This window comes from Paenibacillus sp. J31P316 (assembly GCF_056269105.1).
Genome location: NZ_JBWDNI010000002.1, coordinates 930,251 through 956,720, shown reverse-complemented (window position 1 = coordinate 956,720; position 26,470 = coordinate 930,251). Strand labels below are relative to the sequence as shown.

Here is a 26,470-nt window from a genome sequence, read left to right as displayed (position 1 = left end):
TCCAATGTCCGCCATCATCCGGCGTATCGTTAGGACGTGCCTGCGGGGAGGCATTGTTCGCGTTGCAAAAGTCGCAGAGTTCATACATCGCGGCAGCCGATCAAGTGACGAAGATTCTTAAATGGATCGTCATCGGGCTGCTGATCGCGATCGCAGCAAGTCAGCTTGCGCTTCAAATTCCGCAAGTCCGAATGTGGGTGACGGGCGTGGACAGGCTGGAAGGAACCCCTTTTTGAATCGGGAGAAGTCGAATTGCTTCTCTTCTATTCTTCTGTAATCGAGGGTCAAGCCTGTTCCGCCGCCTTCGAGAGAAGGCGTCAGCCGCTTCTTCCGCCTGTCTGCATTCTTTGCACTTCCTAGTCTACTGTGGTATAATTTTTACTATCGCAGGCAAAGCCTGCTTTTTTAATGACGATTAGAGCAAGGTGGCAGCCGCTGCCCGAATTTCAAGGAGGTCAAACACCGCTTGGGCATGAATGGGGGAAGCATCAGCGGCCGTATTAATGTGGCAATCGACGGACCGGCAGGAGCCGGCAAGAGTACCGTCGCCCGCAAAGTCGCTGAACAACTTGGTTACATTTACATTGATACGGGTGCAATGTACAGAGCCGTTGCTTATGCTGCAATTGGTGCGGGCATCACCCCTGACGATTCGGACAGGCTGGGTAAGCTCGTTCAAACGTTAAAGATCGTGCTGGCACCCGGCGGTGAAGGACAGACGGTTTGGCTGAATGGTGAGAATATCACGTCGGCTATCCGAACTCGCGAAGTGACACTGATCGTATCGCAAATCGCTTCCCACGAACCCGTCAGGCTCAAACTGGTCGAGCTGCAACGGGGACTGGCCGACACCAAAGGCATCGTCATGGACGGACGCGATATCGGCACGCACGTGCTGCCTAACGCGGAAGTAAAGGTTTTTCTTATGGCCAGCGTGAAGGTGCGCGCGCTAAGACGTTTCCAGGAGTTGAGCGGGAACGCGCAAGTTCCCCTGCATCAGCTGGAAAGGGAGATCGAGGAGCGCGACCGCAGCGACGAGCGCAGGGAAATTTCGCCTTTGATTTGTGCGAAGGACGCGGAAGTAATCGACAGCACGGAGCTCTCGATTGACCAAGTCGTTGCACTTATTCTAGACTTATGCCGAACCAAAACGGTGGAGGCGAAGTAAACTATGCTATACAGCATTTGCCGCAGTCTGCTGCGCATCATTTACGCCTTCCTATTCCGCTTCGAAGCGAGCGGCTTGGAGAACATTCCTTCTTCAGGTCCCGTCGTGCTCTGCTCCAATCATCTCAGCCTGCTTGATCCGACGACCGTCGGCACGAAAGTGGACCGCAAGGTTCATTACATGGCGAAGGCAGAGTTGTTCAACGTCCCGCTGTTCGGCCCGTTCATCCGTTCGCTCGGCGCTTTCCCGGTTAAACGCGGGGGTGTCAGCAAGGAGGCCATACGCACGGCGATCAACTTGCTGAAAGAAGGCAAGGTAATGGGAATCTTCCCGGAAGGTTCCAGATCGGCCGGAGACAGCGCGGGCAAGAAGGGTGCAGCGATGATCGCGCTTAGAAGCGGCGCTACAGTCATTCCGGTCGCGATTATCGGAAAGTACAGAATCTTCAGCAAGATGCGCATCAAGTATGGCAAGCCCATTGATTTATCGGACTTCATTCAAGATTCTTCATCCGATGTGCTGGAGAGAGTGACGGAAACCATCATGGCCAATATTCGCAGGATGGTGAAGGAAGGGTAATTATTACACGTTATTCATGTTTTAAACGGTGGGCCCGCCCCCGGTGATTCAAAAGGCGGCTTCACGTTTAAATAAAGTTGGGGTATGAATTGAGGAGGTTATTTCAAATGTCAGAAGAAACAAAAGTTCAAGAATCCGCAGCGGCGGAAGTAATCAGCCAGGATGCTTTGGATAATTTCGTGTCCTTGAAAAAAGGGGACATCGTGAATGGTACGATCGTCAAAATCGAAGATAACCAAGCGACTGTTAGCCTTGGATATAAATATGACGGCGTTATTCCACTTCGTGAACTTTCCTCGGTTCAACTCGAGAACGCGGCTGAAGCCGTTCAAGTGGGTCAAGAAGTGCAATTGAAAGTCGTCAGCATCGATGACGAGAAAGCAAAACTCGTTCTTTCGAAAAAAGCGATCGACAACGAGAAAGCATGGGATGTTCTGCAAAGCCAATTCGAAGCCGGCGAAGTTCTGGAAGTTACGGTAGCCGACGTCGTTAAAGGCGGCTTGGTTGCTGACATCGGCGTGCGCGGATTCATTCCTGCCTCCATGGTTGAGCGTCATTTCGTAGAAGATTTCAGCGATTACAAGGGCCGCAAGATCCGTGTAAAAGTAAAAGAAATCGACCGCGAGAACAATAAAGTCATCTTGTCCGCGAAAGAAGTGCTGGATCAAGAGTTTGAACAAAACAAACAATCGATCATCGGCAACCTGCAAATCGGTCAAGAAATCGACGGTACGGTTCAACGCTTGACGCCATTCGGCGCATTCGTGGATATCGGCGGCATCGACGGCCTTGTTCACGTGTCCGAATTGTCCTGGCAGCATGTTGCGCATCCGAAGGATGTTGTAGCCGAAGGTCAAGCGGTTCGCGTGAAAGTGCTGAAAGTTGATCCGGCTGCAGGCAAAATCAGCCTCAGCATCAAAGCGGCTCAACCAGGTCCTTGGGAAAGCGCGACAGGCAGCTTCAACGTGGGCGATATCGTTACGGGTACGGTTCGCCGCATCGTAAGCTTCGGCGTATTCGTTGAAATCGCGCCGGGCGTTGAAGGTCTTGTTCACATCTCGCAGCTGGCTCACCGCCACGTGGCAACGCCTAACGAAGTCGTTCAAGAAGGCCAAGAAGTGCAAGCGAAAATTCTTGACTTCAACCCGGCTGAGAAACGCGTTAGCCTGAGCATCAAAGAAACGGAAGAAGCTCCGGAGCAACCGGCTCGTCCTGAAAGAGAACGCAGCGAACGCGGCGAGCGTGGAGATCGTGGATCCCGCGGTCCTAAAGTCGAGCTGAACAATCCGAACGTAAGCCTCAGCAATGAGAGCATGAGCTTCACGCTGGCTGAGCGCTTCGGCGACAAGCTGAGCAAATTGAAATAATCGATTCCCAGAAGGAATCATAGAAATAGTAAAGCCGTTTATCTCGCGGGTATCCGCGAATAAACGGCTTTTTTATGTGTTTAAACCGCAAGGTGAAGAGGACAACGGGGATAAGGGGAATGGGCTGAGGCGCATAATAAGGGCAATAAAGGGGGGGAGAAGACATGAATGACGGTTTCATAGCGCTTTGGCTGATGTCGATGGCGGCGATCCTTTATTTTACGGGATGGGAACGGGCTGTTGCCGACAGCTTGCCGATACGCGTCATCGGTACGTTTCTTGCCTCTGTCTGCGCGCTTCAGTTTATACGCTTTTCTCTCCTGAATGATATCGTCGTGACCGGCAGCGCAGTGTTTATCCTTGGTACGGCAGTCGTGTTATTGCTATTGATTCGCCAACCCGGCAGCATGCTCTTCGTGTTGTTCTCTGCGCTGTTGACCGGATTCATGTGGGCATGGATGCGCTACATCTATGCCATGGATCCCGTATTCGTCATCATTCATCCGCGCTGGGACGGACCCGTGCTTGCGGGATTGTTCGCGGGTCTCCTCGCTGATCGGTTCAAGTCTCATGTTACGATTGTTGTTTTCAGCGGGATCATTACGCTGAGCAGTCGTTATTTGGGACCGGCCGCACCTTCCTCGCCACTGCTGATCGGCACGCTGGCATGGTGGGATGGACTTGCGATTGCGCTGACGGCAGCGAGAATCATGAGCTGCTTCAAGATGTGGGTCAAGGAACGGACACTCGAATTTGTCGAAAGACGTTCAGGCGAAGAGGGAGGAAGGTCGTAGTCATGTGGAATCATCTATGGGTGCACTTGAAGGCGGGTGAGCCTCATCATGTACTATACGGCATTATGCTCGGTGTAGCATTTGGAGTAGGCTCCCGATTAATGATGCTACGAACGGACTATCGCCAATATCCTACATACCCTCACGGGCGGATCATTCACATTTCGCTTGGCATCATCGCGGCAGCGCTGGGAGCCGTTGCGATTCCCGCATTGTATAAGAAAGATTTTACCGCGATCACGTTCCTTACCCTTGCAGCGCAGCAATTCCGAGATGTGCGCAATATGGAGCGCCAGACGTTGTCAAAGATCGACAGCATGGAGCTTGTGTCGAGAGGGTCGACTTATATTGAAGGGATAGCGATGGTTTTCGAGAGCCGTAATTATTTGGTCATCTTAACCTCATTGCTGACGAGTTTGGCCTCCTTAGCGCTCGGTCTTCCTTTCGGCCTAGTTATGGGCGTATTAACGCTGGTTTTTGTAAATGCGCTCAAATCCGGCAAGTCCATATCGCATATTGCGAAAGCGGAGATCGCTGAAGTGGTTCAGAACGGCCCTGATCTCTTGGTTGGCGATATTTATATCATGAATGTCGGATTGTCGTCGAACCAACAAATCATTGCGGAGCGAGGGCTCGGCATTATCTTGACGCCGTTCAACCCGAACGGGAAAGCGACGCTCAGCAATTTGGGTCAGCGGCAGGCCATCCTCTTCGATCTGTCTACGATTCTCGGCGTCTATCGCGATGATGGCGAACCTGCGCTCGTTCCAATGGCCAAGCTGGACATGAAGGACGGCAGGCTAGCCATATTTCTGCTCCCGCAGGAGAAAGATGCCGCGAAGGCGAAGGCCGTCGTACTCAAGGTTCCCATTCTCGAGTCCGCCGTTCGGATGCCGACTGAAGCAAGCGTCAACAAAGGGGAGGAAAAGCAGCATGGCTAAAATCGTGGCGATCGTGACGAATGAACATGAACGCGTTGGCGGCGGAGCCCCGATATTCGTCGAACCCGACACGGAGAAACGGGAATCGACAGCATTCCTCCTTGAGAAGATATTGGATGCGATTGCGCACGACTTGAAAAACGGGAGCTTCATACTCGTCGACCATCACCAAGAATGAAAAGTTAGCCAATCCCGCTGTTTTTTGCTATGATGGTAGGCGTGAGTGTGGAGCAAGCCCCTTCATGGTTGACCTAAGCATGTCAGGGATCTATCAAGTCCCGCTTATTAAAACGGCGCAAAGCCGTTTCTATATTGAGGAGTGAAACTATGTCTAAACCCATTATCGCCATCGTTGGGCGGCCAAACGTGGGTAAGTCTACGATTTTTAACCGCGTCATCGGCGACCGGTTGGCAATCGTAGAAGACAAGCCAGGCGTGACGCGGGACCGGCTGTACGGTTCCGGTGAATGGAACGGCCGGGCTTTCAGTATCGTGGATACTGGAGGCATCGAAATCGACGGCGAGGACGAAATCATGAAATCCGTCCGGATGCAGGCCGAGTTGGCCGTCGAAGAAGCCGATGTCATTGTTTTTATGGTCGACGCCAAGGCCGGACTAACCCACGCGGACGATGAAGTGGCGCAAATGCTGCTTCGTTCGCGGAAACCGATCGTCGTCGCGGTCAACAAAGTGGATAACTTGAGCCGCGTAGACGAAATCTATGAGTTTTACAATCTTGGATTCGGCGACCCGATCGCGATTTCCGGAGCCCATGGCATTGGAATCGGCGATTTGCTGGATGCGGCGGTCGAGAAGCTGCCCGAAATCGAGGAAGAGCAGTACGAAGACGATGTGATCCGCGTTGCGCTCATCGGCCGTCCGAACGTAGGGAAGTCATCGCTTGTCAATGCGCTGCTCGGCGAAGAACGCGTTATCGTCAGCAACGTAGCAGGTACGACCCGTGACGCGATCGATACGCCGTTCGAACGGGACGGACAGAAGTACGTGCTGATCGATACGGCCGGTATGCGCAAACGCGGCAAAGTGTACGAAACGACGGAGAAATACAGCGTTATGCGTGCGCTGAAGGCGATCGAACGCGCCGACGTGGTGCTTGTGCTCATTAACGGCGAAGAAGGTATTATCGAGCAGGACAAGCATATTGCCGGTTATGCGCATGAAGCGGGCAAAGCGGCGATCTTCGTCGTCAACAAATGGGACGTCGTCGAGAAAGACGACAAGACGATGCATAAATTCGAACAGAATATCAGAGATCATTTCCTGTTCATGACGTATGCGCCTGTCATCTTCCTCTCGGCACTGACGAAATCGCGTTTGCATAAGCTTCTGCCGGTCGTCGTGCATGTATCGGAGCAGCATGCGATGCGCATTCCGACGCATCTGCTGAACGACGTCGTCTCGGATGCGATTGCGATCAATCCTCCGCCGTCCGACAAAGGCAAGCGACTGCGCATTAACTACGCAACTCAAGTAGCGGTTAAGCCGCCTACGATCGTGTTGTTCGCGAACGATCCCGACATGATGCATTTCTCGTATGAACGCTACCTGGAGAACAAGATCCGTGCCGCGTTCCAATTCGAGGGGACGCCGGTTCGCATCTTTACCCGTAAAAAATCAGACGAAGACTAAGCCCGTCCGCGCATTCCGCGCACGGAGCAGAGGCTTCGGAAACGAAGCTGGTGCCCTTGTCAAGAGGGCACCAGTTTCCCTGTCAACACAAGCGGACTGGTCGACTCCGAGCTGCGGCGGCTGTCCGGGACATGACTTATTCGAAAGAGGCGAGCGAAACGTGGTCACCGTGCTTACAGTTCTCATTAGTTATTTATTAGGTTCGATTTCATTCAGCATTTTGATTGCCAAATGGGTCAAGGGCATCGACATTCGGAATTACGGAAGCGGCAACGCCGGAGCGACGAATACGATGCGCGTGCTTGGCAAAGGCCCGGGCATCACGGTATTTTTACTGGATATCGCCAAGGGGATCGTTGCGGTCATCTTGGGCATTTATGCGGCCGGCGGCGACTGGGGACCGGTGTTATGCGGCTTAGCGGCGATTGCGGGCCATAATTGGCCGGTATGGTTCGGCTTCAAGGGCGGCAAAGGCATCGCGACGACTGTCGGCGTCATGGCCTCCTTGGCGATCGTTCCGACGCTGATCGCAGGCGTGGTGGCTATTATTTCGATTGCCCTTACGCGTTTCGTCTCGCTCGGCTCCTTGATCTTCGCGCTGCTGGTGCCGATTTTTATTTGGAATTTCGGGGACAAGCCGCAATCATACGTATGGGCGGCACTCGTCATCTGTCTGCTGGCGTTCGTTCGTCATCGGACGAATATCGTTAAGCTGGTACAAGGGAAAGAGAATAAACTCGGCGCCAGAAAAGGGTAAGGAGGCACGCACATGAACAAACGTAAAGCAGCCGTGCTCGTTGCCGGCAGCTGGGGAACCGCGCTGGCTGCCGTGCTCGCGGATAACGGCTTCGATGTCGCGCTATGGTCTAGAAACGAAGCGCAGGTCGAAGAAATCAATACGCAGCGTACGAACGGCCGGTATTTGAAGGAAGCGGTCCTGCCTGAGCGGATTACGGCTACGACGGATATGGAACAAGCCGTTCGCGGGGCGGAGCTGCTGCTGTTCGTGGCTCCCTCCGCCGCTATGCGCGATGTGGCTAAGCAAGCTGCTCCTTACTTGCATGAAGGAGCGATCGTCGTACATGCAACGAAAGGCTTTGAATCGGGCACGTTCAAGCGCATGACGACCGTGCTTGCGGAAGAACTGGCCATCGACGACGAGCGGCTGGTCGTCTTGTCCGGACCGAGCCATGCCGAAGAGGTCGTTCGCAAGCTGCCGACGACCGTCGTGGTTGCTTCCTCCAGCATGGAGGCTGCCGAACGGGCGCAGGACGCGTTCATTACGAATTATTTTCGCGTGTATACCAATAAAGACGTCGTCGGCGTCGAGGTGGCCGGTGCGATCAAGAACATTATCGCGCTTGGCGCAGGCCTGACGGATGGCCTTGGCTTTGGAGACAACGCCAAAGCGGCGCTGCTGACGCGTGGACTCGCGGAGATCAGCCGGCTGGGCAATGCCATGGGTGCCAACCCGTTGACGTTTGCGGGCCTTGCCGGGGTCGGAGACCTCGTCGTGACGTGCACCAGCAAGCACAGCCGCAATTGGCGTGCGGGCTCCATGCTGGCGGAAGGGCTTTCCCTGGACGCGGTGCTGGACCGGATGGGCATGGTCGTCGAAGGGGTAAGGACGACGAGCGCCGCGCGCGAGCTTTCCCAGCAATTCGGCGTTGAAATGCCGATCACGGAGCAGTTGTACCAAGTGCTGTTCCAGCAGAAATCGCCGCGGAGCGCGGTAGAGTCGCTGATGGGCAGGGGCCGCACGCACGAAACGGAAGAAACCGCAGGCATATAGGCTGGTCGAACCGGGTGCGAGTTCGATTCCGCATGGAAAGTACGGTACACCTTGCATCCTGGCCCGCACCAACATTGGCCCTTCTTCATAAACTGCTATCAGCCCCTATTCAGGCGGCTGCAGTGCATGTGACGCCCGTCATAAGGCGGAGGAGGGAAACGATGAGCGGCAATAAGGATTTATCCAAAGACGTTCTGAACGCCGTCAACAAAAAAACCGGCAAGCCGGTATCCGAGACTGCGGTCAAAAAGCTTGCAAGCGGCGTGAATCAAAATACGATGCAGGATGAAGATGAGCTTCGCAAGCTGATTCAATCCGTCTCCGCGATGGCGAAGGTGCCCGTTACGGAGAAAACGATCAACGATATCGTTGGCGCCGTCAAGAAAAGCGGCATGAATATGAACAATATGGAAATGCTGCTGAAGCTGATGCTTAAGAAGTAACGGGAACGACTTCCGCGTAAGGCGACCGGCATTGCTGATGCAATGTCAGATCGCGTTATCCGGGAGTCTTTTCTAAATATAAGGAAGTCTAGGTTGGTGCCTTGCTTCATGGTCGCAGCCTTGCTTCGCTTATATTTCCGCTTGGAAGAATAATGGACGAACGCCGGCTTGGCTGGCGCTGTCTTCACTGCCTCGCGTATACCGGTTCGTACGGCGCAAAAGTAGCCCAACAATCGACACTAGTGTATAATAAAACGAATATCGGATGTACAAGGTGGTAGTAGTCGGCATGGATCCAATGATGAAGATGTGGGTGTCCTTCGTGGGCATCGGCTTGATGGCGCTGGCAGCCGTAATGATTTCGCTGGCACGTTTCAAGACCAAAGGTTTTTTGCGGCTCGCGTTGTCGTTGACCGCGTTCGTGTTTCTCGTAATCGGCGGATTTCTCGGACTCATCTCCATCATGTAAAGGTACCATGCGAACATTGAATGGAGAAAGGACGATAGACCGATGCTGGAACTGAAGAGTCGTACGAAAAGCATAACGGTTGAAGCGGAAGCGGGATTGTCCCTGCTGGATGCGGCGATCAAGCATAATTTGGACTGGGCATTCTCTTGTACGCGAGGAACATGCGCGAGATGCCGCTGTCTGATTGAAGAAGGCGCGGAGTTCCTGGAGGAAGTCACGGACGAGGAATGGGACCGGATGGAGCCGGAGGAATTCGAAGAAGGCTACCGTCTGGCCTGCCAAGCCATCATGAAACCCGGCGCAGGCTTCATTAAAGCTGCCAACCGGCCGTATTTCTGATGAAAGGGCAATCATCGATGCCGGTATTCGATCAGCTGGAGGACGCGCTTGTACGCATTGCAGCTTCCGTTTCGCCCAGCGGGGCGAAATGGCTCGTAGGCGGCAGTACTGGGCTGCTGCTGCGAGGGCTTGAACTGCCAGCGCCTCCCAGGGACCTGGATATTTACGCAGACGACGAAGCGGCACGAACGATTCATGCGGCGCTTCGTCCATACGCAGTCGACGAGCAGGCGCTGAGCGTGAGTCCGATTTACCGGTCGCTGCTCAGCCATTATGACGTACACGGCGTACAGGTGGAGCTTGTCGGCGGCTTTGTCGTCGATTCGGGCTCGGATCGGTATGCCGTCGAAGTAGAAGCCGTGCTGGAGCCGCTGAGGCTGACCATGGAGGCCGGCGCTTATACCGTCGGCGTCGTGCCGCTGGCGCACGAGCTTTGGTTCAACGTGCTGCGGGCAAGGCAGGACCGAATGGAACTGATCGGCCGCTGCATTCGCGAGGAGCGCGAGCTCCACCTAGATGCCGTGAGGCTGATCGCCGATCGAAACCGCTTCTCCGCAGCCTTGCAGGAACAAGCCGCGCAATTGCTGACGGTAAACTAGATGAACGATGGAAGCAGGGGTTCCCGTGAATGTGGAAATAACGTTTCTCCCTTCCGGACGCAGCGCCGTGGTGCGCGCAGGGACGACCGTGTTGGATGCCGCGAGAAGAGCCGGCGTTCCGATCCGCACGCGCTGTGACGGCAAGGCGTCATGTCTCATGTGCAAGGTAACCATGCCCCACAGCTCCTCGGGGCTGTCGCCGCTGAACGATAACGAACGACGTAAGCTGGCAGGGCTGGACCGCTCAGGGACCAGACTGGCCTGCCAAGCAAGAATATTCGGACGCGCCGTCGTCGAGGTGCCCGAAGATCCGTATCGCGCCGCCGTCCGCAAACAGATGATGCGTCAGGCTGAAGAAGATGAATTATGGTAGGCTGTTCGTTCCGCTGAAACGGAATTGCTCGCCTATGCAACCTAGGAGGATAATCGTATCATGAAAGGCCTTAGAAGCGCGGCTGCCGTCATCGTGCTGGCATGCATGACAGCGCTCCTGTCCGGATGTCTGTATCCGAAGGATCAGATGGGACAATATCAGAAGCCGCCGAAAGACGCCATACTAACCGTACAAACGGTCATTGATCAATTTCAGAAGGATACGGGACTGCTTCCGATTCAGAACAGCGAGGCGGATACGCCGGTTTACGAGAAGTTCAAGGTTGATTTCGATAAGCTGCAGCGGATGAATTACGTGTCATCGATACCGGAGTCTGCCTACGAGAAGGGTGGAAGCTACTATTTTCTCGTGATCAACGAAGAGAAGGATCCTACCGTTAAGCTGATGAATCTCGTGGTCTATCAGAAGATGAACGATTTGGAAGCTTCGGTGAAGGCTTATTCCGATGCGCATGACGGCAAATTGCCGGCCGGCAAAGAGCTGTATCCTTCGTTTGCGGCGATCGATTACGATGCCTTGGACGTCAAAGAGCCGGAGCTGCGAAGCGTATTCTCAGGCAGTCTGCTAACGGCGATGATGGACCCTAAGGGTAAGGTCTATCTCGACTACGGACCTGACATCATGCAGCAGAAGAACAAGCTTTCGAACGGAAATGCGCTGGATCCTAAAGCGGATTTGCGTACGCTGCTGGTCGAGAACTCGGATTTCGTTCCCGTCAAATCCCCGGCTTACCGGCTCGTGAACGGAGATCCGCAAGCCGTGCTGAAATAGCCATAACACTGAAAATTCCACCCCATTAGCTCCTGCCAGCGGCAGGAGTTTTTTTATCGTTCAGGCATAGCGGAGCCCTTTCTCTCATATATCTCAATCTTGGAAGGCGTAATGGAACGAAGCTCTCTTGGAAATCGAAAGATTTCATCTCTCCGGTCGTCATAAACATGAGACAAACGCAATAAGCTATTACTAGTCCAAAATCATGTACGAGTTGCGTCGCTTGCATGCTCTCGCGGCAGGCGGGTAGCGGCGAAACCTGACGACACACAGCAGGAGGAAAGCAGCAGTTACGGTACGTCCATGTACAGGCGAAATACGATTGGGAGGGGATATTCAGTGGAGAAAGTGGACATTTTCAAGGACATTGCCGAACGAACCGGCGGGGATATTTACCTCGGCGTCGTTGGTGCAGTCCGCACGGGCAAATCAACCTTCATCAAGCGGTTCATGGAGACGGTTGTGCTGCCGAACATCACGAATGATGCCGATCGGGTGAGAGCTATCGATGAACTGCCTCAGAGTGCTGCAGGCAAAACGATCATGACCACGGAGCCGAAGTTCGTGCCGAATCAAGCGGTGCAGCTGCGCGTTGCCGAGGGGCTTGACGTTAACATCAGACTGGTCGACTGCGTCGGTTACGCCGTCGTCGGCGCGAAAGGCTACGAGGACGAGAACGGCCCGCGCATGATCACGACGCCGTGGTTCGAAGAGCCGATCCCATTCCAGGAAGCAGCCGAGATCGGCACGCGCAAAGTCATTCAGGAGCATTCTACGCTCGGCGTCGTCGTCACGACCGACGGCACGATTGCTGAAATACCGCGCAGTTCGTACGTTGAAGCCGAGGAACGCGTCGTAAGCGAGCTGAAGGAGGTCGGCAAGCCGTTCGTGCTGATCGTCAACTCTACGCGTCCTAAGAGCGAAGAGGCGCTTCAGCTGCGCAATGAGCTGCAGGCGAAGTATGATATTCCGGTTATCACGCTCAGCGTTGCTTCGATGGGCGAGGAAGAGGTCATGTCCGTGCTGCGCGAGGTGCTCTACGAGTTCCCGGTACACGAAGTGAACGTCAATCTTCCGAGTTGGGTCATGGTGTTGAACGACAATCACTGGCTGCGGAGCAACTACGAGAACTCCGTCCGCGACACGGTCAAGGATATCCGCCGTTTGCGCGACGTCGATCGCGTCGTATCGCAGTTCATGGAATACGAGTTCATCGCAAGGGCCGGCCTGAGCGGCATGAACATGGGCCAGGGCGTGGCAGAGATCGATCTCTATGCGCCGGATGAACTGTATGACCAAATCCTGATGGAAGTGGTCGGCGTCGAAATCCGCGGCAAGGACCATCTGCTTCAGCTCATGCAGGACTTCTCCCATGCGAAGAGAGAATACGATCGATTCGCGGAAGCGCTGGAAATGGTCAAAACGACCGGCTACGGCATCGCGGCTCCTTCCCTTGCGGAAATGGCGCTCGACGAACCGGAGCTTATCCGCCAAGGCTCGCGCTTCGGCGTCCGCCTGAAGGCGACGGCGCCGTCCATCCACATGATCCGCGTCGACGTCGAATCCGAATTCGCGCCGATCATCGGTACGGAGAAGCAGAGCGAGGAGCTCGTCCGATACTTAATGCAGGATTTCGAGAACGATCCCATCAAGATCTGGGAATCCGATATTTTCGGCCGCTCGCTCCATTCCATCGTAAGGGAAGGCATCCAAGGCAAAATCGCCATGATGCCGGATAACGCCCGCTACAAGCTTCAGGAAACGCTGGGAAGAATCATCAATGAAGGCTCCGGCGGTCTGATCGCGATTATCCTGTAACGGTCGCAGAGGCTCGAAAGAGGCACGCATTCGCGTGTCTCTTTTTCATTTATAGGAATCTGCAGCCCCAAAGGATGGAAAAAGTGTGCCCAACAATCGCCAAATAGGGAAAAAAGCGTAGAAAAACAGCGATTCTTCTGCGAAAACGCCTCCTCCCTCTTGAAATCGTATAGCCAACTGTATTACTATAAATCTGTTCTAGGTTCAGTATGCAGGAATTGCACATACCGGAATTTCTTCTCACCGGAGCCGTCAGGTATAAATTCCGGGGTTTCGGTAACACAGAATGATATTGATGTGCCTTTTAACTGCCGTCAGGGGAGGTGAAAGAAATGAACAAAACGGAACTGATTGCGAAAGTAGCCGAATTGACTGACCTTTCCAAGAAAGATGCTTCCAAAGCGGTTGATGCCGTATTTGATGCCATCTCCGACTCGCTGCAAGGCGGCGATAAAGTACAATTGGTGGGCTTCGGCAACTTCGAGGTAAAAAGCCGCGAAGCGCGCAAAGGGCGCAACCCGCAAACGGGCGAAGAGATCGACATCCCGGCCAGCAAGATCCCGTCTTTCAAAGCTGGTAAATCGCTGAAAGATTTGGTCTCCAAATAAGAAGCGGCATTGCCGTTTGATAACGCCCGGATGCGACTCGCATCCGGGCGTTTTTCGATGGACGGCAGGCGCTTGCGCACGCCCTGCCTCTATTGACAACCGAAAGCAATTCCAGTAGACTTTTGTTTGCGGTTCCGGCTGTCGGAGCTGCATATCGCACGTCGGGTGTTAGCTCAGCTTGGTAGAGCGCTACCTTGGGGTGGTAGAGGTCGCCAGTTCAAATCCGGTACACCCGACCAGTTCTCGCATATCAAGCTACGGCTGCTTTCTCGATGAAGCTTTTCGGGGGCAGTTTTTTAAATATCAGGACGACGTGATGCTTTACCCGAAGCGGCGTGCTGGTCGAACAATCCGATTTCGATCTCATGAGGAGGGCAGCGCACATGATGGACCAGAATGGTGAATACATAATCGTGAAAGCTAAAGCGCAGGGCGTTCAGGTCATTGGCTTGACTCGCGGACAGGATACGAAATTCCATCACACCGAGAAGCTCGATAAAGGCGAATTGCTCATCTGTCAATTTACGGATCATACGTCGGCCATCAAAATCCGCGGCAAAGCGACCGTAATGACTAAATACGGGACCATCGATACGGAGGTTGAATGAAAAGCAGGCATAGCCTGCTTTTTTAGTTTGTACACTAAGAGAAGCAGGACATTCTGTGCGCGAAGGAAGGATGCTTCATGCCGCATTGGAAAGGGCTTCTCTATGCCAGTACAATCACGCTTGCCATCACGCTGCTGATCACCGTGCTGCCGCTCGCGAACGAGCGGATGAACGAGGGGGCGCGCGACGTGTCCGTCTTTCATCCTGTTCCCATCAAGCGGCTCAGCTCGGATACGGTCGTCGATTCCATGCTCGGTTTGAATTTGACTTTAAAGGTGAAGAAGGTAGCATGGAACGGGTCCGTGCTGAGCGTGGATTTATCGAATGAGGAATATGGGAATGCTGTAGACAGATGGATGGACGATTTGCGCCGGCTGTTCGAGTTCGCCTTCATCCGCACGGACAACGTAAACCGGGTGCTCGTTCGGTTCGTTGCGCCGCTCCAGCCGGATGCGGAAGACGCGCGGAGCGATGCAAGGGTGCTTGCCGCAATCGACGTCAGGCGGAGCGACGCATGGTTGTCCACAGATCTGTCAAACTTAAGTGCGGCGGAGCCGTTTCAAGAGGAAATATGGCGTCAGCGCTTGCGTTTGTCCGGTTCTCCGTTGTAGCGAAACGACAAACATAGTGCTATAATTATTTAGATTATAAAGCAGCTAACCTTTAAATATAAGAAAGTCCGATTATTTCCAATCGTTTCTTTGCTTATATTTCCGAGGGAAAAACCGCTCAGCCGACACATGGCGGAGTCGCCGTTTCTTCATAAGCTGAACTGTCCGGAGGCTAGGCCAATGAAAGTATACAAAATTCCCGAGATCGCCAAGAAGTACGTGGAGTACGATATGATCCAAGCCCATACAGAGTTGCCGGATTTCCCCGATGCGCGGGCACGGCTGCTCTTTGCTTTTCTATCGAATCAACGTACGCCGCTGCTTCATAACGAGCTCTATTCCTTGGTCGTTTCGCTTGTACAGCTGGGCATGGATACCCATGACATGATCGACGAATCGGGGCGGGTCGCCGAGAAAGAAATGCGTTCGCGGCAGCTGAAGGTGCTCGCCGGCGATTATTACAGCAGCCGCTTCTACCAACTGCTTGCGCAGGCAGGGCAAGTGGGCATGATCAAACGGATCAGCAACGGCGTATGCGAAGTCAACAAGCTTAAAGTTAATTTCTACATGAGAATGAAACAACTCAAACTGAGCGCAGAGGATTATTTGAATCAATGCGTCCAGTTGAAAACGGAACTCTTTACGGTGTTCACGGAAATCATGGACGAGAAGATGTCGCGCATTTGGACGGAATTGCTTCAGGGACTTGGCCGGTGCGAGGTCCTCATGGACGAACTGCTGCGCAGCGATAAGCCTGAAAGATTCAATCAGAGCTGGGGATATTGGCATGTGTTGACCGTTGGGACGGACGAAGAGAAGCGTAAGCTCGAAGGCAAGCATTTGGAGCCTTCGTTTGCTGCCGGACTCCTGTCGGCCTACGACATTCGCAGTCAGCTGGCAGCGAAGATTAGCCAGTCCGTGTCTCATATGCAAGCCATCGTCGCGCGTCTGGATTCCGAGAAGCTCATGCGCGAACTGCAACAGATCGGAGAGACGTTCATGCGTCCGCTCCTGCCGGCGGCTTCCGCCCTCAACGACAGAAGGTAAGGTGACAGATTGTGCAATCCAAATCAAAGGAAGAATATGTGCATGACGTATTTGAAAGCATAGCGCCGAAATACGATTTAATGAACGACTTGATCAGTTTTCGCAGACATAAGGCATGGCGCGCGTTCACGATGCGCAAGATGAACATGCAGCCGGGCCAAACGGCGATCGATCTGTGCTGCGGCACCTGCGATTGGACGATCGCGCTGGCGCGGGCCAGCAAGACCGGCGAAGTCGTCGGGCTCGATTTCAGCCACAACATGCTGGAAGTCGGCAGACAGAAGGTGCATCGGGAAGGGCTCGATCATCAAATCTCCCTGCATCAAGGCAATGCGATGGCGCTGCCTTTCGAAGACAACCGGTTTGATTATGCAACCATCGGTTTCGGCTTGAGAAACGTTCCGGATCTTGAGCAGGTGCTCCGCGAGATGAAGCGCGTCGTGAAACCGGGCGGGCAGGTCGTTTGCCTCGAAATGTCCAAGCCGCTCTGGCAGCCGTTCAAAGGGATTTATTACTTCTACTTCGAGCGGGTCATGCCGACGTTAGGCAAACTATTCGCCAAGCGCTACGAGCAATACAAGTGGCTTCCGGAGTCGCTGAAGGCATTCCCGGATTCCAATCAGCTGGCTGAAAAGTTCCGTGAAATCGGTCTTCGTAACGTGCATGCCTATCCGCTGTTCGGAGGCGTCGCGGCTTTACATACGGGGATGAAGGGAACGGACAAAGGATGATACGCAAAACTCGCATTATATTGGAAATGATCAAGGTCGAGCATACGGTGTTCGCGCTGCCGTTTGCCTTCATGGGTGCTTTGATCGGCGCGGTCATGTTGGAGAAACGGCTGCCGAACTGGGCAGAAATCGGATGGATTCTGCTTGCGATGATCGGCGCGCGCAGCGCGGCAATGGGCTTGAACCGGGTTATCGACCGCGTCATGGACGCCAAGAATCCGCGCACCGCAAAACGGGCGATTCCGGCAGGGCTGCTGAAAGCCGGCGAAGTCGTCGTGTTCATTGCGGTGTCCTTTGCCGTGCTGTTTATCGCGGCTTCGCAGCTGGATCCGATCTGCATGACGCTGATGCCGGTAGCCGTGTTTTTCTTAGTGCTCTATTCGTATACCAAACGCTTCACATGGCTTTGCCACGTCGTTCTCGGCCTTACGATCGGTCTCGCGCCGCTTGGCGGATGGGTGGCCGTCTCGGGTAACCTGGATCCTGCGGCTTGGGTGCTGTACGGTTCGGTCGTCTGCTGGCTGGCCGGCTTCGATATTATTTATGCCTGCCAGGACGTTGAATTCGACCGGCGCGAGGGAGTCCATTCCATACCGGCTCGCTTCGGGCCTGCGGGCGGACTTCGCATCGCGCGCGCATTTCACTTGCTGACAGCCATCGGCTTCATTTCTTTATACTGGTTAACTGACTTGGGCTGGATTTATTTGATCGGCGCCATTGCGTCGGTAGGCTTCCTATGGTATGAGCATATGCTCGTGAAACCGAACGATATCAGCCGGGTGCAGACGGCATTCTTCACGATGAACGGCGCGCTGAGCATCACCTTGTTTGCCTTCACGGTGCTCGATCTGTTGGTGCTGCACGAATGGTAGGGGAAGCAAACGGCGCGGCGCGCAAGCGCTGGGTCGTCGGCATTACGGGAGCGAGCGGTTCCGTTTATGGAGTCCGGTTGATCCAATGCCTGCTAGATAGCGGCATTGACGTTCATCTGGTCGTGACGGACGCCGGCTGGCGAGTGCTCAAGGAAGAGCTCGGCTGGGAGGCCACGAAGCGCCAGGCCGCACTGGCGGTACATTTCGAGGAAGCGCTGACGCACAACAGACTGACGCTGCATCCCAACGGAGATATCGGAGCATCGATTGCAAGCGGTTCGTTCCGCGTGGAAGGCATGATCATCATGCCTTGCTCGATGGGGACGCTGGCGTCGATCGCGCATGGGATTTCGGACGATTTGATGACGCGGGCTGCGGATGTTATGCTGAAGGAAGGGCGCAAGCTGCTTATCGTTCCGAGAGAAACGCCGCTGCACGCCATTCACCTGGAGAACATGCTTACGCTTGCGAGGCTGGGGGTTCGAATCATACCGGCAATGCCGGCTTTTTACTACGGTCCGCAGAGCATGGCCGACATGGTCGACTTTATGGTAGGGAAAGTGCTTGATCAGCTTCCGCTGGAGCATGATTTGTACAGAAGATGGGGAGATGAACAGCATGGGAACTAATCGCCCGATCACGGTCGGCCGCATTGACTATGCGAATGTTTGGCCTGTTTTTCATTATGCGGAGCAGCAGCTCCCGGAGGATCGGTTTCGCATCGAGAAGCGCGTGCCTGCTGCCCTTAATCGGGCACTGAGGCAAGGCGAAATCGACATCACGTCGATGTCTTCGTTCGCCTATGCGGAGAACGCCGATAACTATTTGCTGCTGCCGGATTTGTCCGTAAGTGCGAAGGGCCGCGTCAATTCCATCCTTCTGTTTATGAAGAAGCCGCTTGATGAGGTGCTGAGAGGACGAATCGCGATGACGGCGACGTCCGCCACTTCCGTCAATCTGCTGAAGATACTGATGAAGCTCTATTATCAGGCAGAGCCCTCCTATGTCACGATGGAGCCTTCCCTGGACGAAATGCTTGCCGAAGCGGATGCCGCGTTGCTAATCGGAGATACCGCGATTCATGCATCGTGGGCGAATCAAGAGAAAGGTCTCGCCGTCATTGATCTGGGCGAGCTATGGCGCAGCTGGACCGGTTACGGAATGACGTTCGCATTGGTTGCGGTCCGCAAGGAAGTCGCCGAACGCGAACCGGAAGCGGTGTCGGATGTTCTGCGCGCCCTAACGGAGAGCAAAGAGCGAAGTCTTCGCGATTTAAAGCCTTTGATAGCCAAAGCCTGCGCCCAATTGGGCGGAGAACCTTCTTATTGGCAACGATATTTTCAAGAGCTACACTACAATTTCGGATCGGACGAGCAAGCGGGCCTTTCGCTGTACTTCGATTATGCGCATCAGCTGGGATTGCTGCCGCATGAGGTGCATATGCGATTTTTCGAGGATCATGCCGCTCTAAAGGTGAAGAACGAATGAAACTACTTGATATTTACGCCAAAATGAAAAGCGATTTGGATGCTATCGAAGGGCAACTGGCGCGCAGCGTCACTTCCGATCACGCGCTGCTGAGCGATGCTTCGACGCATCTGCTGAAAGCTGGCGGGAAACGGATACGCCCGGTGTTCGTACTGCTGTCCGGCAAATTCGGCACCTACGACCTGAGCGTACTCCAGCGGGTCGCTGTACCCTTGGAGCTGATTCACATGGCTTCGCTCGTGCATGACGACGTCATCGATAACGCGGAAACGCGGCGCGGTCAGCTGACCGTGAAGTCCAAATGGGACAATCGGATCGCCATGTACACGGGGGATTACATATACGGCAAAGCGCTTGTCATGGTGACGGAGCTCGAGAATCCGGAGATTCACCAGATCTTGGCTAAAGCGATGGTGCAGATGTGCATCGGCGAAATGGAGCAAATCCGCGATTTCTTTAATACGAAGCAAACCATCCGCAATTATATGCTGCGCATTCGCCGCAAGACGGCACTCTTAATCGCGGTTAGTTGTCAGCTTGGCGCGATCGCGGCAGGCGCGGACCGCAAGACGGCCAACCGGCTGTACCGTTTCGGCTACAACGTCGGCATGGCGTTCCAGATCCGGGACGATCTGCTCGACTTGCTCGGAACGGAGAAGCAGATCGGCAAGCCGCCGGGCTCCGATATTCGTCAAGGCAACATCACGCTTCCAGTGCTGCTGGCGCTGCAGGAGACGGTCGCCGCAACGGAGCTGCAGGAGCACATTTATCAGATTCAGGCGTCGAACGGTGCAGGAGATACGAAGCGCGCGTTGAACATCATACGTAAGAGCGCCGGCATAGGCATCGCCGAGGAGATGGCTACGAGATACATCAACAAAGCGATCGCAGCCCTGAGCGATCTGCCCAACATTCCGGCGAAGAAGAATTTAACGGATATCGCGCACTTCATAGCCAAACGAAACTACTAAACGCGTCTAGGAGGGAACTCGAATGGAAAGAACATTTCTAATGGTAAAGCCTGACGGCGTGCAGCGCGGGTTGATCGGAGAAATCGTATCGCGATTTGAACGCAAAGGATTAAAACTGGTTGCGGCAAAATTCATGCGCATTACGCCGGAAATCGCAGAGCGCCATTATGCGGAACATATCGGGCAGCCCTTTTATCCGCCGCTTGTAGCATTTGTGACGTCGAGTCCCGTATTTGCCATGGTATGGCAAGGGGATAACGTAATCGGGCTAACGCGTGCCATGATCGGAAAGACGAACGCACTCGACGCGGCACCCGGAACGATCCGTTCCGACTATGCGGTTCATACGAATTTCAATTTAATCCACGGTTCCGATTCGCCCGAAAGCGCGAAAAGGGAAATCGGCATTTTCTTCACCCCCGGCGAGTTAATGGATTATAACCAAACGATCGGGCAGTGGATTTAATTATTTAGCGACCAAGCGTCTGCAGCGGGGGATACCGAGTTGGAAGACAAAGACTTCGCTTTCTTTATCGACCGGATCAAAGAGAAGACGGCCATTGATCTGTCTCAGTACAAGGAAGCGCAGATGAAGCGCCGATTGACGACGCTCCGTGAGAAATACGGCTATGATACGTTTGCCTCCTATTACCAGCAGTTGAATCGGGATTCGAAGCTGATGAACGAGTTTTTGGACCGGATGACGATCAATGTCTCCGAGTTTTGGCGAAATCCGAGCCGCTGGGAAGCAATGGAGAAGAAATTTCTGCCAGACCTTCTGAAGAGCGGAGGCCGGGTGAAAATTTGGAGTGCCGCTTGTTCGACCGGCGAAGAGCCGTACACGCTATCGATGATCGTGCATGCGCTCGGCGCGCAGGACAGGGTCTCCATCCTTGCGACGGATCTGGATGGGCTCGTGCTGCAAAAGGCCGCCCAAGGTGTATATCAGGAACGTTCTATTCGCGATGTGCCACGCTATTATCTATCCGATTATTTCGTTCAGCAAGGCAACGGCGAAGTTGCCGTCGCGGATAAGCTGAAGCGAATCATTACCTTCAAGCAGCAGAACTTGCTTCATGATACGTTCGACAGCGGATTCGACATCATCGTGTGCCGCAACGTGATGATTTATTTTACGGAAGAAGCGAAGCAAGTGTTGTACCACAAGTTCTCCAAGGCGCTCAAGCCCGGAGGGCTGCTGTTCGTGGGCAGCACGGAACAAATTTTCTCGCCGGCTCAGTACGACTTCGAATCGGCGGAGACGTTCTTCTATCGTCGCAAAGCTTAGCTGTGGCATGCACGGCGCAAACGGCCGCTATATCGCTGGATTCCCGGCGATCGTAGCGGCCGTTTGCATGGTATGTATAGGAATTAACGGCATCTCCAATACTGAGCATAGAAGGACATCACGCATTGGAGGTGCACCATGGACAAACGCAAAGTGATCGCGGCGTATAAGCGAGGATTTATCAGCGTCCAAGAATGCGCCCAAATCCTCGGCATCGATACGAGTCAGATGAACGGGCTCATGAACGATCCCCAATTGACAGCCGACTCGCCGCTCTTGCGCGGCAGACAATCCGTCAATGGATAAATAAGCCTTTACAACGGCTGCTCGAACCGCCTTCTCGAAGGCGGCTTCGGGCGGCTTTTTTTCTTGATCGTGACCCTTATGGCAGGCTTGCATTTTCTTGTCAAACTGCTGACGCTATACTATAATGAGCAAAGATATTTGAGGCAGACATACATACCCGATTGCATAGTTTGGCCTTATAACATCAATAAGCTCCGTGCCTATAGCTGTCTATAAGGTTTAAAGGAAGACAATGGCTGAATTGCCTAGAGCGGCGACGGCCATTTCTTCTTAGTGTGTTCGGACATGAAGGAGGAGCTTTACTGTGAGTTTACGCTATTTAACAGCAGGAGAAACACATGGTCCGCAGTTGACGGCTATTATTGAAGGGCTGCCTAGCAACCTGCAGCTTGATTTTGAAGAATTGAATTTTCAGCTGCACCGGAGACAGAAAGGACACGGCCGCGGCCGCCGGATGCAAATCGAGAAGGATACGGCGAACATCGTCGGCGGGGTCCGTCACGGCAAAACGACAGGCGCGCCCGTTGCGCTGGTCGTAGCGAACAACGACTGGAAGCACTGGACGACCGTCATGAACATCGAACCGATCGAGGGCAGCGACGAAGAGAAGCGCCGCGTGAATCGTCCGCGTCCGGGACATGCCGATTTGAACGGCGGTTTGAAATACAATTTGAAGGATCTCCGCAATGTTTTGGAGCGGTCCAGCGCTCGGGAGACGGCGGCTCGCGTCGCGGTCGGAGCGGTTGCACGTCAATTTCTAGCCGCTTTCGGCATCAAGGTGGGCGGTCAAGTTATCCGTATCGGCGAGATCGAAGCGCCCGCGAACAAGCTTCCGCTCGATGAATTGATCCGTCTGACGGAAGAATCTTCCGTACGCGTCGTGGACAAGGAAACCGAAGAGAAAATGACGGCCTATATCGATCAAATCAAAGCCGAAGGCGACTCGATCGGCGGCATCGTGGAGTGCATCGTGGAAGGCGTGCCCATCGGACTCGGCAGCCACGTACAGTATGATCGCAAGCTGGACGGCCGCATTGCTCAGGCCGTTATGTCGATCAATGCATTCAAAGGCTGCGAGATCGGCATTGGCTTCGAAGCGGGCACGATCCGAGGTTCCCAAGTCCATGATGAAATCATGTACAGCGAGGAACGCGGCTACTATCGTGCGACGAACCGCTTGGGCGGCTTCGAAGGCGGCATGACGAACGGCGAACAGATTGTCGTTCGCGGCGTCATGAAGCCGATTCCGACACTGTACAAGCCGCTTCAAAGCGTGGATATCGATACGAAAGAGCCGTTCACGGCACAAGTAGAACGCTCTGACAGCTGCGCGGTGCCTGCGGCAAGCGTCGTGATGGAGCATGTCGTTGCATGGGAAGTTGCTAAAGCGTTCCTCGAGAAATTCGGCGGGGATTCCATGGAAGAGATTCGCGCGAACTATAACAACTATCTCGAGCAATTGAGGAGCTACTAATGGTCGGCGTCCGCGAGCTGACCGTGGACCTTGGCGAGCGTTCTTATCCGATCTACATCGGAGAAGGACTGCTCGATGAAGCCGGCAAACGGCTGGCCGAGCACGGAATCAGCAAAAAATCGCCGCTGATGATCATTACGGATACGAACATCGCCGATAAACATCTGTCGCATCTGGAAGCTGTCCTTCGCGACGAAGGATTCACCATTACGAGCGCTGTCATTCCGGCCGGAGAAGCGTCCAAATCGCTCGCTCAGTTGGAGAAGCTCGTCGGTCTGGCGCTGGAGAACGGGCTTGACCGCAAATCCGCCATCGTGGCGCTGGGAGGCGGCGTTGTCGGCGATTTGGCCGGGTTTGTTGCGGCTTCCTATATGCGCGGCATCAAATTCGTTCAAATTCCAACGACGATTCTCGCCCATGACAGCAGCGTGGGAGGAAAAGTAGCGGTCAATCATCCGCTGGCGAAAAACATCATTGGTGCTTTTCATCAGCCGGAGCTTGTCCTTTACGATCTGAAGACGCTTCAAACGCTTCCGGAGCGCGAAGTGAAAGCCGGCTTATCGGAAGTCGTTAAGCATGGGTTGATTTGGGATGCTTCGTTCGTGACATGGTGCGACGAGAATGCCGAGAAGCTGCTGGCATTGGAGCCTGAAGCGCTTGGTTATGCGCTGTATAAGGGCTGCAGCGTCAAAGCGTCGGTCGTCTCTCAGGACGAGCGGGAGAATGATCTTCGCGCGATCCTCAATCTAGGCCATACGATCGGCCATGCGCTTGAAGCTGTCGCCGGATATGGCGAGCTGCTACACGGAGAAGCCATCTCGATCGGGATGGTCGGCTCGGCCCGCCTTGCTGTCAGGCTGGGCGCGCCGGAAGAGGTTTACCGAATAACGAAGCGAGTTCTCTCGCGAGTCGGACTGCCGGTCAAGCTTCCCGAGCATTTGGATACGGATGCGATCATGCGCGCGCTCATGCACGACAAGAAATTCCAGGAAGGCACCATTACGTTCATCGTGCCGCTGACGATCGGTAAAGTGGAAATCAATAAATCGGTATCGACCGCTCTCATAAGAGAGATTGTGGAAGAACTGAAACAGGAGGCCGTTTAAGATGAGTGTACGGGGAATACGCGGCGCCATTACAGTTGACGTCAATGAAGAACAGCCGATTTTGCAAGCGACCGTTGAATTGCTGAACGGCATCGTGAACGCGAACGGGATCGTGCCTGGCGATATCGCCAGCGTATTCGTTACCGTGACCGGCGATTTGGACGCAACCTTTCCGGCACGGGCAATCCGCGCCATGGGCGGCTGGGACTTGGTCCCGCTGATGTGCGCGTTGGAAGTTCCGGTCAAGGGCAGCCTTGCGAAATGCATCCGCTTGATGGTGCTGGTCAATACGGAGAAAACGCAAGAGCAGGTCGAGCATGTGTACTTGGCCGGCGCGAAGGCGCTGCGTCCGGATTTGGCGAAGGCATAGCCGCGCAAGCGGACGACAATCGGGATTGACGAATGCAATTATGCTATTGTATAGTGAGTTATAGTTATTGGTTACTTAAAGAAGTAGCTGAGAAGAGACGAGCAGCAGTTTAGGTTAGAAGAGATGAGCAGAGCCGAGATGAGTGTAAGCTTTAGGTGCAACGTGAAAGGTCGTAACAGTATGCAGCGGTACATCCCTGCGCACTGCTATTTCCCCTATCGTTCATACTCATTTTTCATCTTTCTAACACATAACGCTCCTGCTGCGGCAGGAGCTTTTTATTTATCCACTAGAGAGGGAGAGATGCAGTATGAATCAGGAGCTCCAAAGCATCATCCGGCAAGCCGGCACGTATAATCTTATTCCGATCGTGAGGCATGTGATGGCGGATACGGAGACGCCAATCCGCATCTTCCAGCACTTCTACCGCGAACGCCGCGCATTCCTGCTCGAAAGCGTGGAGGGAGGGGTCAAATGGGCCCGTTATTCCTTTATCGGCACAGACCCGTTCATGCTTATCCATGGCAAGAACGGACAGATGGTCATTGAAAAGAACGGACAGGAAACGGTGCTGAACGATAAACCGATCGAGCTGCTGAAAGCGCATCTGCGCTCATACCGCAGTCCGGCAATCGCAGACCTGCCTCCATTCACTGGAGGAGCGATCGGATTCTTCGGCTACGACCTGCTGCAATATTATGAGAAGCTTCCGGCTCACCGCATCGATGACTTGCAAATGAACGATCTGCAATTTATGTTCTGCGACCAAGTGATCGTATTCGATCACTTCAAGCAGCAAGTACAGGTGATCGGCAACGTTCATATTCCGGAAGGCGCGACGGACGCCGCCATTCAGGAATCGTACGAAAGCACGCTCAGCAAGATTGAAGCGACCATCGAGCGGCTGCAGCAGCCGACGCCGACGACGCTCATGTCGGGCGGCAGCATTCCTTCCGATCCGGATCTTGGCGAGGTTTCCTCCAACTTGACGAAAGAACAGTTTCTCGCGAACGTCGAGAAATCGAAGGAATATATTCGCGCCGGCGATATTTTCCAAGTGGTGCTGTCCCAACGCTTCAGCATCGATACGGACGTCGATCCGCTTCACGTCTACCGCGTACTGCGGACGATGAACCCTTCGCCATATATGTATTGTTTGAAAATGGATGATGAAGTCATTGTCGGCACATCGCCGGAAGCGCTCGTGAAGGTAGACGGCGAACGCGTCGAGACGCGCCCGATCGCCGGCACGCGTCCGCGCGGCAAGACGGCCGAGCAGGATCTGGCGCTCGAAAAAGAGCTGCTGGCCGACGAGAAAGAACGCGCCGAGCATCTTATGCTGGTCGACCTGGGCCGCAACGACATCGGACGCGTCTCGGAATTCGGTTCCGTTCGCTGTGATTCGTATATGGAAATCGAACGTTATTCTCACGTCATGCATATCGTGTCGAACGTTTCGGGCAAGCTGCGGGAAGATAAGGATTTCTTCGATGCTTTCGTATCCTGCATGCCGGCAGGCACCGTATCGGGAGCTCCTAAACTGCGCGCGATGGAAATCATCGCGGAGCTCGAGAACGAAGCGCGCGGCGCTTATGCCGGCGCAATCGGCTATCTCGGCTTTAACGGTAGCCTGAACACGTGCATCACGATTCGGACGATGATCTTCAAGAACGGCAAGGCCTATGTGCAATCGGGAGCGGGTATCGTTTGGGATTCCGTGCCGGAGAATGAATATATGGAGACCGTCAACAAGGCGATGGCGCTGCTCAAAGCCGTACGGGTAGCCGAGGCGGCATTCGCGCAGCCGGAGCGGGGAAGCAGCATGATCAATATGGACTATTTTGCGGACGTGAAAGGGTGAGCGGG

General features: G+C 54.2%; 33 protein-coding genes and 1 tRNA gene. All 34 read left to right on the top strand.

Annotated elements, in window-relative coordinates:
- Positions 1–62: 62 nt before the first annotated feature.
- The 34 genes from AC0YNU_RS09800 (at position 63) to trpE (ending at position 26,465) form a co-directional block, all read left to right on the top strand.
- Entirely contained in the window at positions 63–236 is a 174-nt protein-coding gene (locus AC0YNU_RS09800) for a hypothetical protein (RefSeq protein ID WP_475755695.1), read from the top strand.
- A gap of 236 nt (positions 237–472) precedes the next feature.
- Positions 473–1,168: a (d)CMP kinase gene (gene cmk / locus AC0YNU_RS09795; RefSeq protein ID WP_475756245.1), complete on the top strand. Its 696-nt coding sequence runs from the start codon at positions 473–475 to the stop codon at positions 1,166–1,168.
- Positions 1,169–1,171: 3 nt separating this feature from the next.
- Entirely contained in the window at positions 1,172–1,747 is a 576-nt protein-coding gene (locus AC0YNU_RS09790) for a lysophospholipid acyltransferase family protein (RefSeq protein ID WP_475755693.1), read from the top strand.
- Between the two features lie 107 nt (positions 1,748–1,854).
- Positions 1,855–3,114: a 30S ribosomal protein S1 gene (rpsA, locus tag AC0YNU_RS09785; RefSeq protein WP_161696474.1), complete on the top strand. Its 1,260-nt coding sequence runs from the start codon at positions 1,855–1,857 to the stop codon at positions 3,112–3,114.
- Positions 3,115–3,278: 164 nt separating this feature from the next.
- A complete protein-coding gene (locus tag AC0YNU_RS09780) occupies positions 3,279–3,908 on the top strand; it encodes a YphA family membrane protein (protein WP_475755690.1) in 630 nt (209 codons plus the stop codon).
- Positions 3,909–3,910: 2 nt separating this feature from the next.
- A complete protein-coding gene (locus tag AC0YNU_RS09775; RefSeq protein ID WP_475755688.1) occupies positions 3,911–4,849 on the top strand; it encodes a YIEGIA family protein in 939 nt (312 codons plus the stop codon).
- On the top strand, positions 4,842–5,027 hold the full coding sequence (locus AC0YNU_RS09770) for a capping complex subunit for YIEGIA (RefSeq protein ID WP_475755686.1): 186 nt from the start codon (positions 4,842–4,844) through the stop codon (positions 5,025–5,027). The genes AC0YNU_RS09775 and AC0YNU_RS09770 overlap by 8 nt, the downstream gene beginning before the upstream one ends.
- Before the next feature lie 149 nt (positions 5,028–5,176).
- A complete protein-coding gene (gene der, locus AC0YNU_RS09765; protein ID WP_475755683.1) occupies positions 5,177–6,499 on the top strand; it encodes a ribosome biogenesis GTPase Der in 1,323 nt (440 codons plus the stop codon).
- Between the two features lie 160 nt (positions 6,500–6,659).
- Positions 6,660–7,256, top strand: coding sequence for a glycerol-3-phosphate 1-O-acyltransferase PlsY (gene plsY, locus AC0YNU_RS09760; RefSeq protein ID WP_475755681.1), 597 nt, complete (start codon positions 6,660–6,662; stop codon positions 7,254–7,256).
- Between the two features lie 12 nt (positions 7,257–7,268).
- Positions 7,269–8,291, top strand: coding sequence for an NAD(P)H-dependent glycerol-3-phosphate dehydrogenase (locus AC0YNU_RS09755; RefSeq protein ID WP_475755680.1), 1,023 nt, complete (start codon positions 7,269–7,271; stop codon positions 8,289–8,291).
- Positions 8,292–8,452: 161 nt separating this feature from the next.
- Positions 8,453–8,734 (top strand): stage VI sporulation protein F, encoded by a 282-nt coding sequence (locus AC0YNU_RS09750; RefSeq protein WP_475755678.1) that lies wholly within the window; start codon positions 8,453–8,455, stop codon positions 8,732–8,734.
- A gap of 289 nt (positions 8,735–9,023) precedes the next feature.
- The gene (locus tag AC0YNU_RS09745) at positions 9,024–9,203 is read left to right on the top strand and encodes a DUF2768 family protein (protein WP_475755676.1); all 180 of its coding nucleotides are present in this window, start codon (positions 9,024–9,026) and stop codon (positions 9,201–9,203) included.
- A 42-nt stretch (positions 9,204–9,245) separates the two neighbouring features.
- Positions 9,246–9,542, top strand: a complete 297-nt coding sequence (locus tag AC0YNU_RS09740) for a 2Fe-2S iron-sulfur cluster-binding protein (protein WP_475755674.1) — start codon at positions 9,246–9,248, stop codon at positions 9,540–9,542.
- A gap of 17 nt (positions 9,543–9,559) precedes the next feature.
- Positions 9,560–10,141, top strand: a complete 582-nt coding sequence (locus AC0YNU_RS09735; protein WP_475755672.1) for a nucleotidyltransferase family protein — start codon at positions 9,560–9,562, stop codon at positions 10,139–10,141.
- 25 nt (positions 10,142–10,166) lie between these two features.
- Positions 10,167–10,514: a 2Fe-2S iron-sulfur cluster-binding protein gene (locus tag AC0YNU_RS09730; RefSeq protein WP_475755670.1), complete on the top strand. Its 348-nt coding sequence runs from the start codon at positions 10,167–10,169 to the stop codon at positions 10,512–10,514.
- A 60-nt stretch (positions 10,515–10,574) separates the two neighbouring features.
- Positions 10,575–11,306, top strand: a complete 732-nt coding sequence (locus tag AC0YNU_RS09725; protein ID WP_475755668.1) for a hypothetical protein — start codon at positions 10,575–10,577, stop codon at positions 11,304–11,306.
- 339 nt (positions 11,307–11,645) lie between these two features.
- Positions 11,646–13,124, top strand: coding sequence for a stage IV sporulation protein A (spoIVA, locus tag AC0YNU_RS09720; RefSeq protein ID WP_475755666.1), 1,479 nt, complete (start codon positions 11,646–11,648; stop codon positions 13,122–13,124).
- Positions 13,125–13,456: 332 nt separating this feature from the next.
- On the top strand, positions 13,457–13,732 hold the full coding sequence (locus tag AC0YNU_RS09715; RefSeq protein ID WP_090976740.1) for an HU family DNA-binding protein: 276 nt from the start codon (positions 13,457–13,459) through the stop codon (positions 13,730–13,732).
- A 162-nt stretch (positions 13,733–13,894) separates the two neighbouring features.
- A tRNA-Pro gene (locus tag AC0YNU_RS09710) sits at positions 13,895–13,971 on the top strand.
- A 147-nt stretch (positions 13,972–14,118) separates the two neighbouring features.
- A complete protein-coding gene (gene mtrB / locus AC0YNU_RS09705) occupies positions 14,119–14,340 on the top strand; it encodes a trp RNA-binding attenuation protein MtrB (protein ID WP_161697276.1) in 222 nt (73 codons plus the stop codon).
- A gap of 77 nt (positions 14,341–14,417) precedes the next feature.
- On the top strand, positions 14,418–14,951 hold the full coding sequence (locus AC0YNU_RS09700; RefSeq protein ID WP_475755663.1) for a hypothetical protein: 534 nt from the start codon (positions 14,418–14,420) through the stop codon (positions 14,949–14,951).
- A gap of 180 nt (positions 14,952–15,131) precedes the next feature.
- Entirely contained in the window at positions 15,132–15,998 is an 867-nt protein-coding gene (locus AC0YNU_RS09695; RefSeq protein ID WP_475755661.1) for a heptaprenyl diphosphate synthase component 1, read from the top strand.
- An 11-nt stretch (positions 15,999–16,009) separates the two neighbouring features.
- Entirely contained in the window at positions 16,010–16,729 is a 720-nt protein-coding gene (locus AC0YNU_RS09690; RefSeq protein WP_475755659.1) for a demethylmenaquinone methyltransferase, read from the top strand.
- Positions 16,726–17,601, top strand: coding sequence for a UbiA-like polyprenyltransferase (locus AC0YNU_RS09685; RefSeq protein ID WP_475755657.1), 876 nt, complete (start codon positions 16,726–16,728; stop codon positions 17,599–17,601). Before AC0YNU_RS09690 ends, AC0YNU_RS09685 begins: the two co-directional genes overlap by 4 nt.
- The gene (locus AC0YNU_RS09680) at positions 17,595–18,230 is read left to right on the top strand and encodes a UbiX family flavin prenyltransferase (protein ID WP_475755655.1); all 636 of its coding nucleotides are present in this window, start codon (positions 17,595–17,597) and stop codon (positions 18,228–18,230) included. Before AC0YNU_RS09685 ends, AC0YNU_RS09680 begins: the two co-directional genes overlap by 7 nt.
- Complete coding sequence (locus AC0YNU_RS09675; RefSeq protein WP_475755652.1) at positions 18,220–19,089, top strand: menaquinone biosynthesis protein; 870 nt, start codon at positions 18,220–18,222, stop codon at positions 19,087–19,089. Before AC0YNU_RS09680 ends, AC0YNU_RS09675 begins: the two co-directional genes overlap by 11 nt.
- Positions 19,086–20,060: a heptaprenyl diphosphate synthase component II gene (gene hepT / locus AC0YNU_RS09670; RefSeq protein WP_475755650.1), complete on the top strand. Its 975-nt coding sequence runs from the start codon at positions 19,086–19,088 to the stop codon at positions 20,058–20,060. The genes AC0YNU_RS09675 and hepT overlap by 4 nt, the downstream gene beginning before the upstream one ends.
- A gap of 22 nt (positions 20,061–20,082) precedes the next feature.
- Positions 20,083–20,526, top strand: a complete 444-nt coding sequence (gene ndk, locus AC0YNU_RS09665; RefSeq protein ID WP_475755649.1) for a nucleoside-diphosphate kinase — start codon at positions 20,083–20,085, stop codon at positions 20,524–20,526.
- 39 nt (positions 20,527–20,565) lie between these two features.
- Positions 20,566–21,348, top strand: coding sequence for a CheR family methyltransferase (locus AC0YNU_RS09660; RefSeq protein ID WP_475755648.1), 783 nt, complete (start codon positions 20,566–20,568; stop codon positions 21,346–21,348).
- Positions 21,349–21,486: 138 nt separating this feature from the next.
- Positions 21,487–21,654: a hypothetical protein gene (locus AC0YNU_RS09655; protein ID WP_170312169.1), complete on the top strand. Its 168-nt coding sequence runs from the start codon at positions 21,487–21,489 to the stop codon at positions 21,652–21,654.
- A 304-nt stretch (positions 21,655–21,958) separates the two neighbouring features.
- Positions 21,959–23,128, top strand: coding sequence for a chorismate synthase (gene aroC, locus AC0YNU_RS09650; protein WP_475755646.1), 1,170 nt, complete (start codon positions 21,959–21,961; stop codon positions 23,126–23,128).
- Complete coding sequence (aroB, locus tag AC0YNU_RS09645) at positions 23,128–24,234, top strand: 3-dehydroquinate synthase (protein ID WP_475755644.1); 1,107 nt, start codon at positions 23,128–23,130, stop codon at positions 24,232–24,234. Before aroC ends, aroB begins: the two co-directional genes overlap by 1 nt.
- Before the next feature lies 1 nt (position 24,235).
- Complete coding sequence (aroH, locus tag AC0YNU_RS09640; protein ID WP_475755642.1) at positions 24,236–24,604, top strand: chorismate mutase; 369 nt, start codon at positions 24,236–24,238, stop codon at positions 24,602–24,604.
- A gap of 310 nt (positions 24,605–24,914) precedes the next feature.
- Positions 24,915–26,465: an anthranilate synthase component I gene (gene trpE / locus AC0YNU_RS09635; protein ID WP_475755640.1), complete on the top strand. Its 1,551-nt coding sequence runs from the start codon at positions 24,915–24,917 to the stop codon at positions 26,463–26,465.
- Positions 26,466–26,470 lie beyond the last annotated feature (5 nt).

Excerpts from the sequence above, each read along its gene's own strand:
- ndk (WP_475755649.1), top strand. The coding sequence starts at position 20,083 with ATGGAAAGAACATTTCTAATGGTAAAGCCTGACGGCGTGCAGCGCGGG.
- AC0YNU_RS09735 (WP_475755672.1), top strand. The coding sequence starts at position 9,560 with ATGCCGGTATTCGATCAGCTGGAGGACGCGCTTGTACGCATTGCAGCT.
- trpE (WP_475755640.1), top strand. The coding sequence starts at position 24,915 with ATGAATCAGGAGCTCCAAAGCATCATCCGGCAAGCCGGCACGTATAAT.
- AC0YNU_RS09750 (WP_475755678.1), top strand. The coding sequence starts at position 8,453 with ATGAGCGGCAATAAGGATTTATCCAAAGACGTTCTGAACGCCGTCAAC.
- AC0YNU_RS09775 (WP_475755688.1), top strand. The coding sequence starts at position 3,911 with ATGTGGAATCATCTATGGGTGCACTTGAAGGCGGGTGAGCCTCATCAT.
- hepT (WP_475755650.1), top strand. The coding sequence starts at position 19,086 with ATGAAACTACTTGATATTTACGCCAAAATGAAAAGCGATTTGGATGCT.
- AC0YNU_RS09755 (WP_475755680.1), top strand. The coding sequence starts at position 7,269 with ATGAACAAACGTAAAGCAGCCGTGCTCGTTGCCGGCAGCTGGGGAACC.
- AC0YNU_RS09770 (WP_475755686.1), top strand. The coding sequence starts at position 4,842 with ATGGCTAAAATCGTGGCGATCGTGACGAATGAACATGAACGCGTTGGC.
- AC0YNU_RS09715 (WP_090976740.1), top strand. The coding sequence starts at position 13,457 with ATGAACAAAACGGAACTGATTGCGAAAGTAGCCGAATTGACTGACCTT.
- AC0YNU_RS09655 (WP_170312169.1), top strand. The coding sequence starts at position 21,487 with ATGGACAAACGCAAAGTGATCGCGGCGTATAAGCGAGGATTTATCAGC.
- AC0YNU_RS09685 (WP_475755657.1), top strand. The coding sequence starts at position 16,726 with ATGATACGCAAAACTCGCATTATATTGGAAATGATCAAGGTCGAGCAT.
- aroB (WP_475755644.1), top strand. The coding sequence starts at position 23,128 with ATGGTCGGCGTCCGCGAGCTGACCGTGGACCTTGGCGAGCGTTCTTAT.
- aroH (WP_475755642.1), top strand. The coding sequence starts at position 24,236 with ATGAGTGTACGGGGAATACGCGGCGCCATTACAGTTGACGTCAATGAA.
- cmk (WP_475756245.1), top strand. The coding sequence starts at position 473 with ATGAATGGGGGAAGCATCAGCGGCCGTATTAATGTGGCAATCGACGGA.
- AC0YNU_RS09780 (WP_475755690.1), top strand. The coding sequence starts at position 3,279 with ATGAATGACGGTTTCATAGCGCTTTGGCTGATGTCGATGGCGGCGATC.
- mtrB (WP_161697276.1), top strand. The coding sequence starts at position 14,119 with ATGGACCAGAATGGTGAATACATAATCGTGAAAGCTAAAGCGCAGGGC.
- AC0YNU_RS09675 (WP_475755652.1), top strand. The coding sequence starts at position 18,220 with ATGGGAACTAATCGCCCGATCACGGTCGGCCGCATTGACTATGCGAAT.
- AC0YNU_RS09680 (WP_475755655.1), top strand. The coding sequence starts at position 17,595 with ATGGTAGGGGAAGCAAACGGCGCGGCGCGCAAGCGCTGGGTCGTCGGC.
- AC0YNU_RS09725 (WP_475755668.1), top strand. The coding sequence starts at position 10,575 with ATGAAAGGCCTTAGAAGCGCGGCTGCCGTCATCGTGCTGGCATGCATG.
- der (WP_475755683.1), top strand. The coding sequence starts at position 5,177 with ATGTCTAAACCCATTATCGCCATCGTTGGGCGGCCAAACGTGGGTAAG.
- AC0YNU_RS09740 (WP_475755674.1), top strand. The coding sequence starts at position 9,246 with ATGCTGGAACTGAAGAGTCGTACGAAAAGCATAACGGTTGAAGCGGAA.
- AC0YNU_RS09695 (WP_475755661.1), top strand. The coding sequence starts at position 15,132 with ATGAAAGTATACAAAATTCCCGAGATCGCCAAGAAGTACGTGGAGTAC.
- AC0YNU_RS09790 (WP_475755693.1), top strand. The coding sequence starts at position 1,172 with ATGCTATACAGCATTTGCCGCAGTCTGCTGCGCATCATTTACGCCTTC.
- rpsA (WP_161696474.1), top strand. The coding sequence starts at position 1,855 with ATGTCAGAAGAAACAAAAGTTCAAGAATCCGCAGCGGCGGAAGTAATC.
- AC0YNU_RS09700 (WP_475755663.1), top strand. The coding sequence starts at position 14,418 with ATGCCGCATTGGAAAGGGCTTCTCTATGCCAGTACAATCACGCTTGCC.
- AC0YNU_RS09745 (WP_475755676.1), top strand. The coding sequence starts at position 9,024 with ATGGATCCAATGATGAAGATGTGGGTGTCCTTCGTGGGCATCGGCTTG.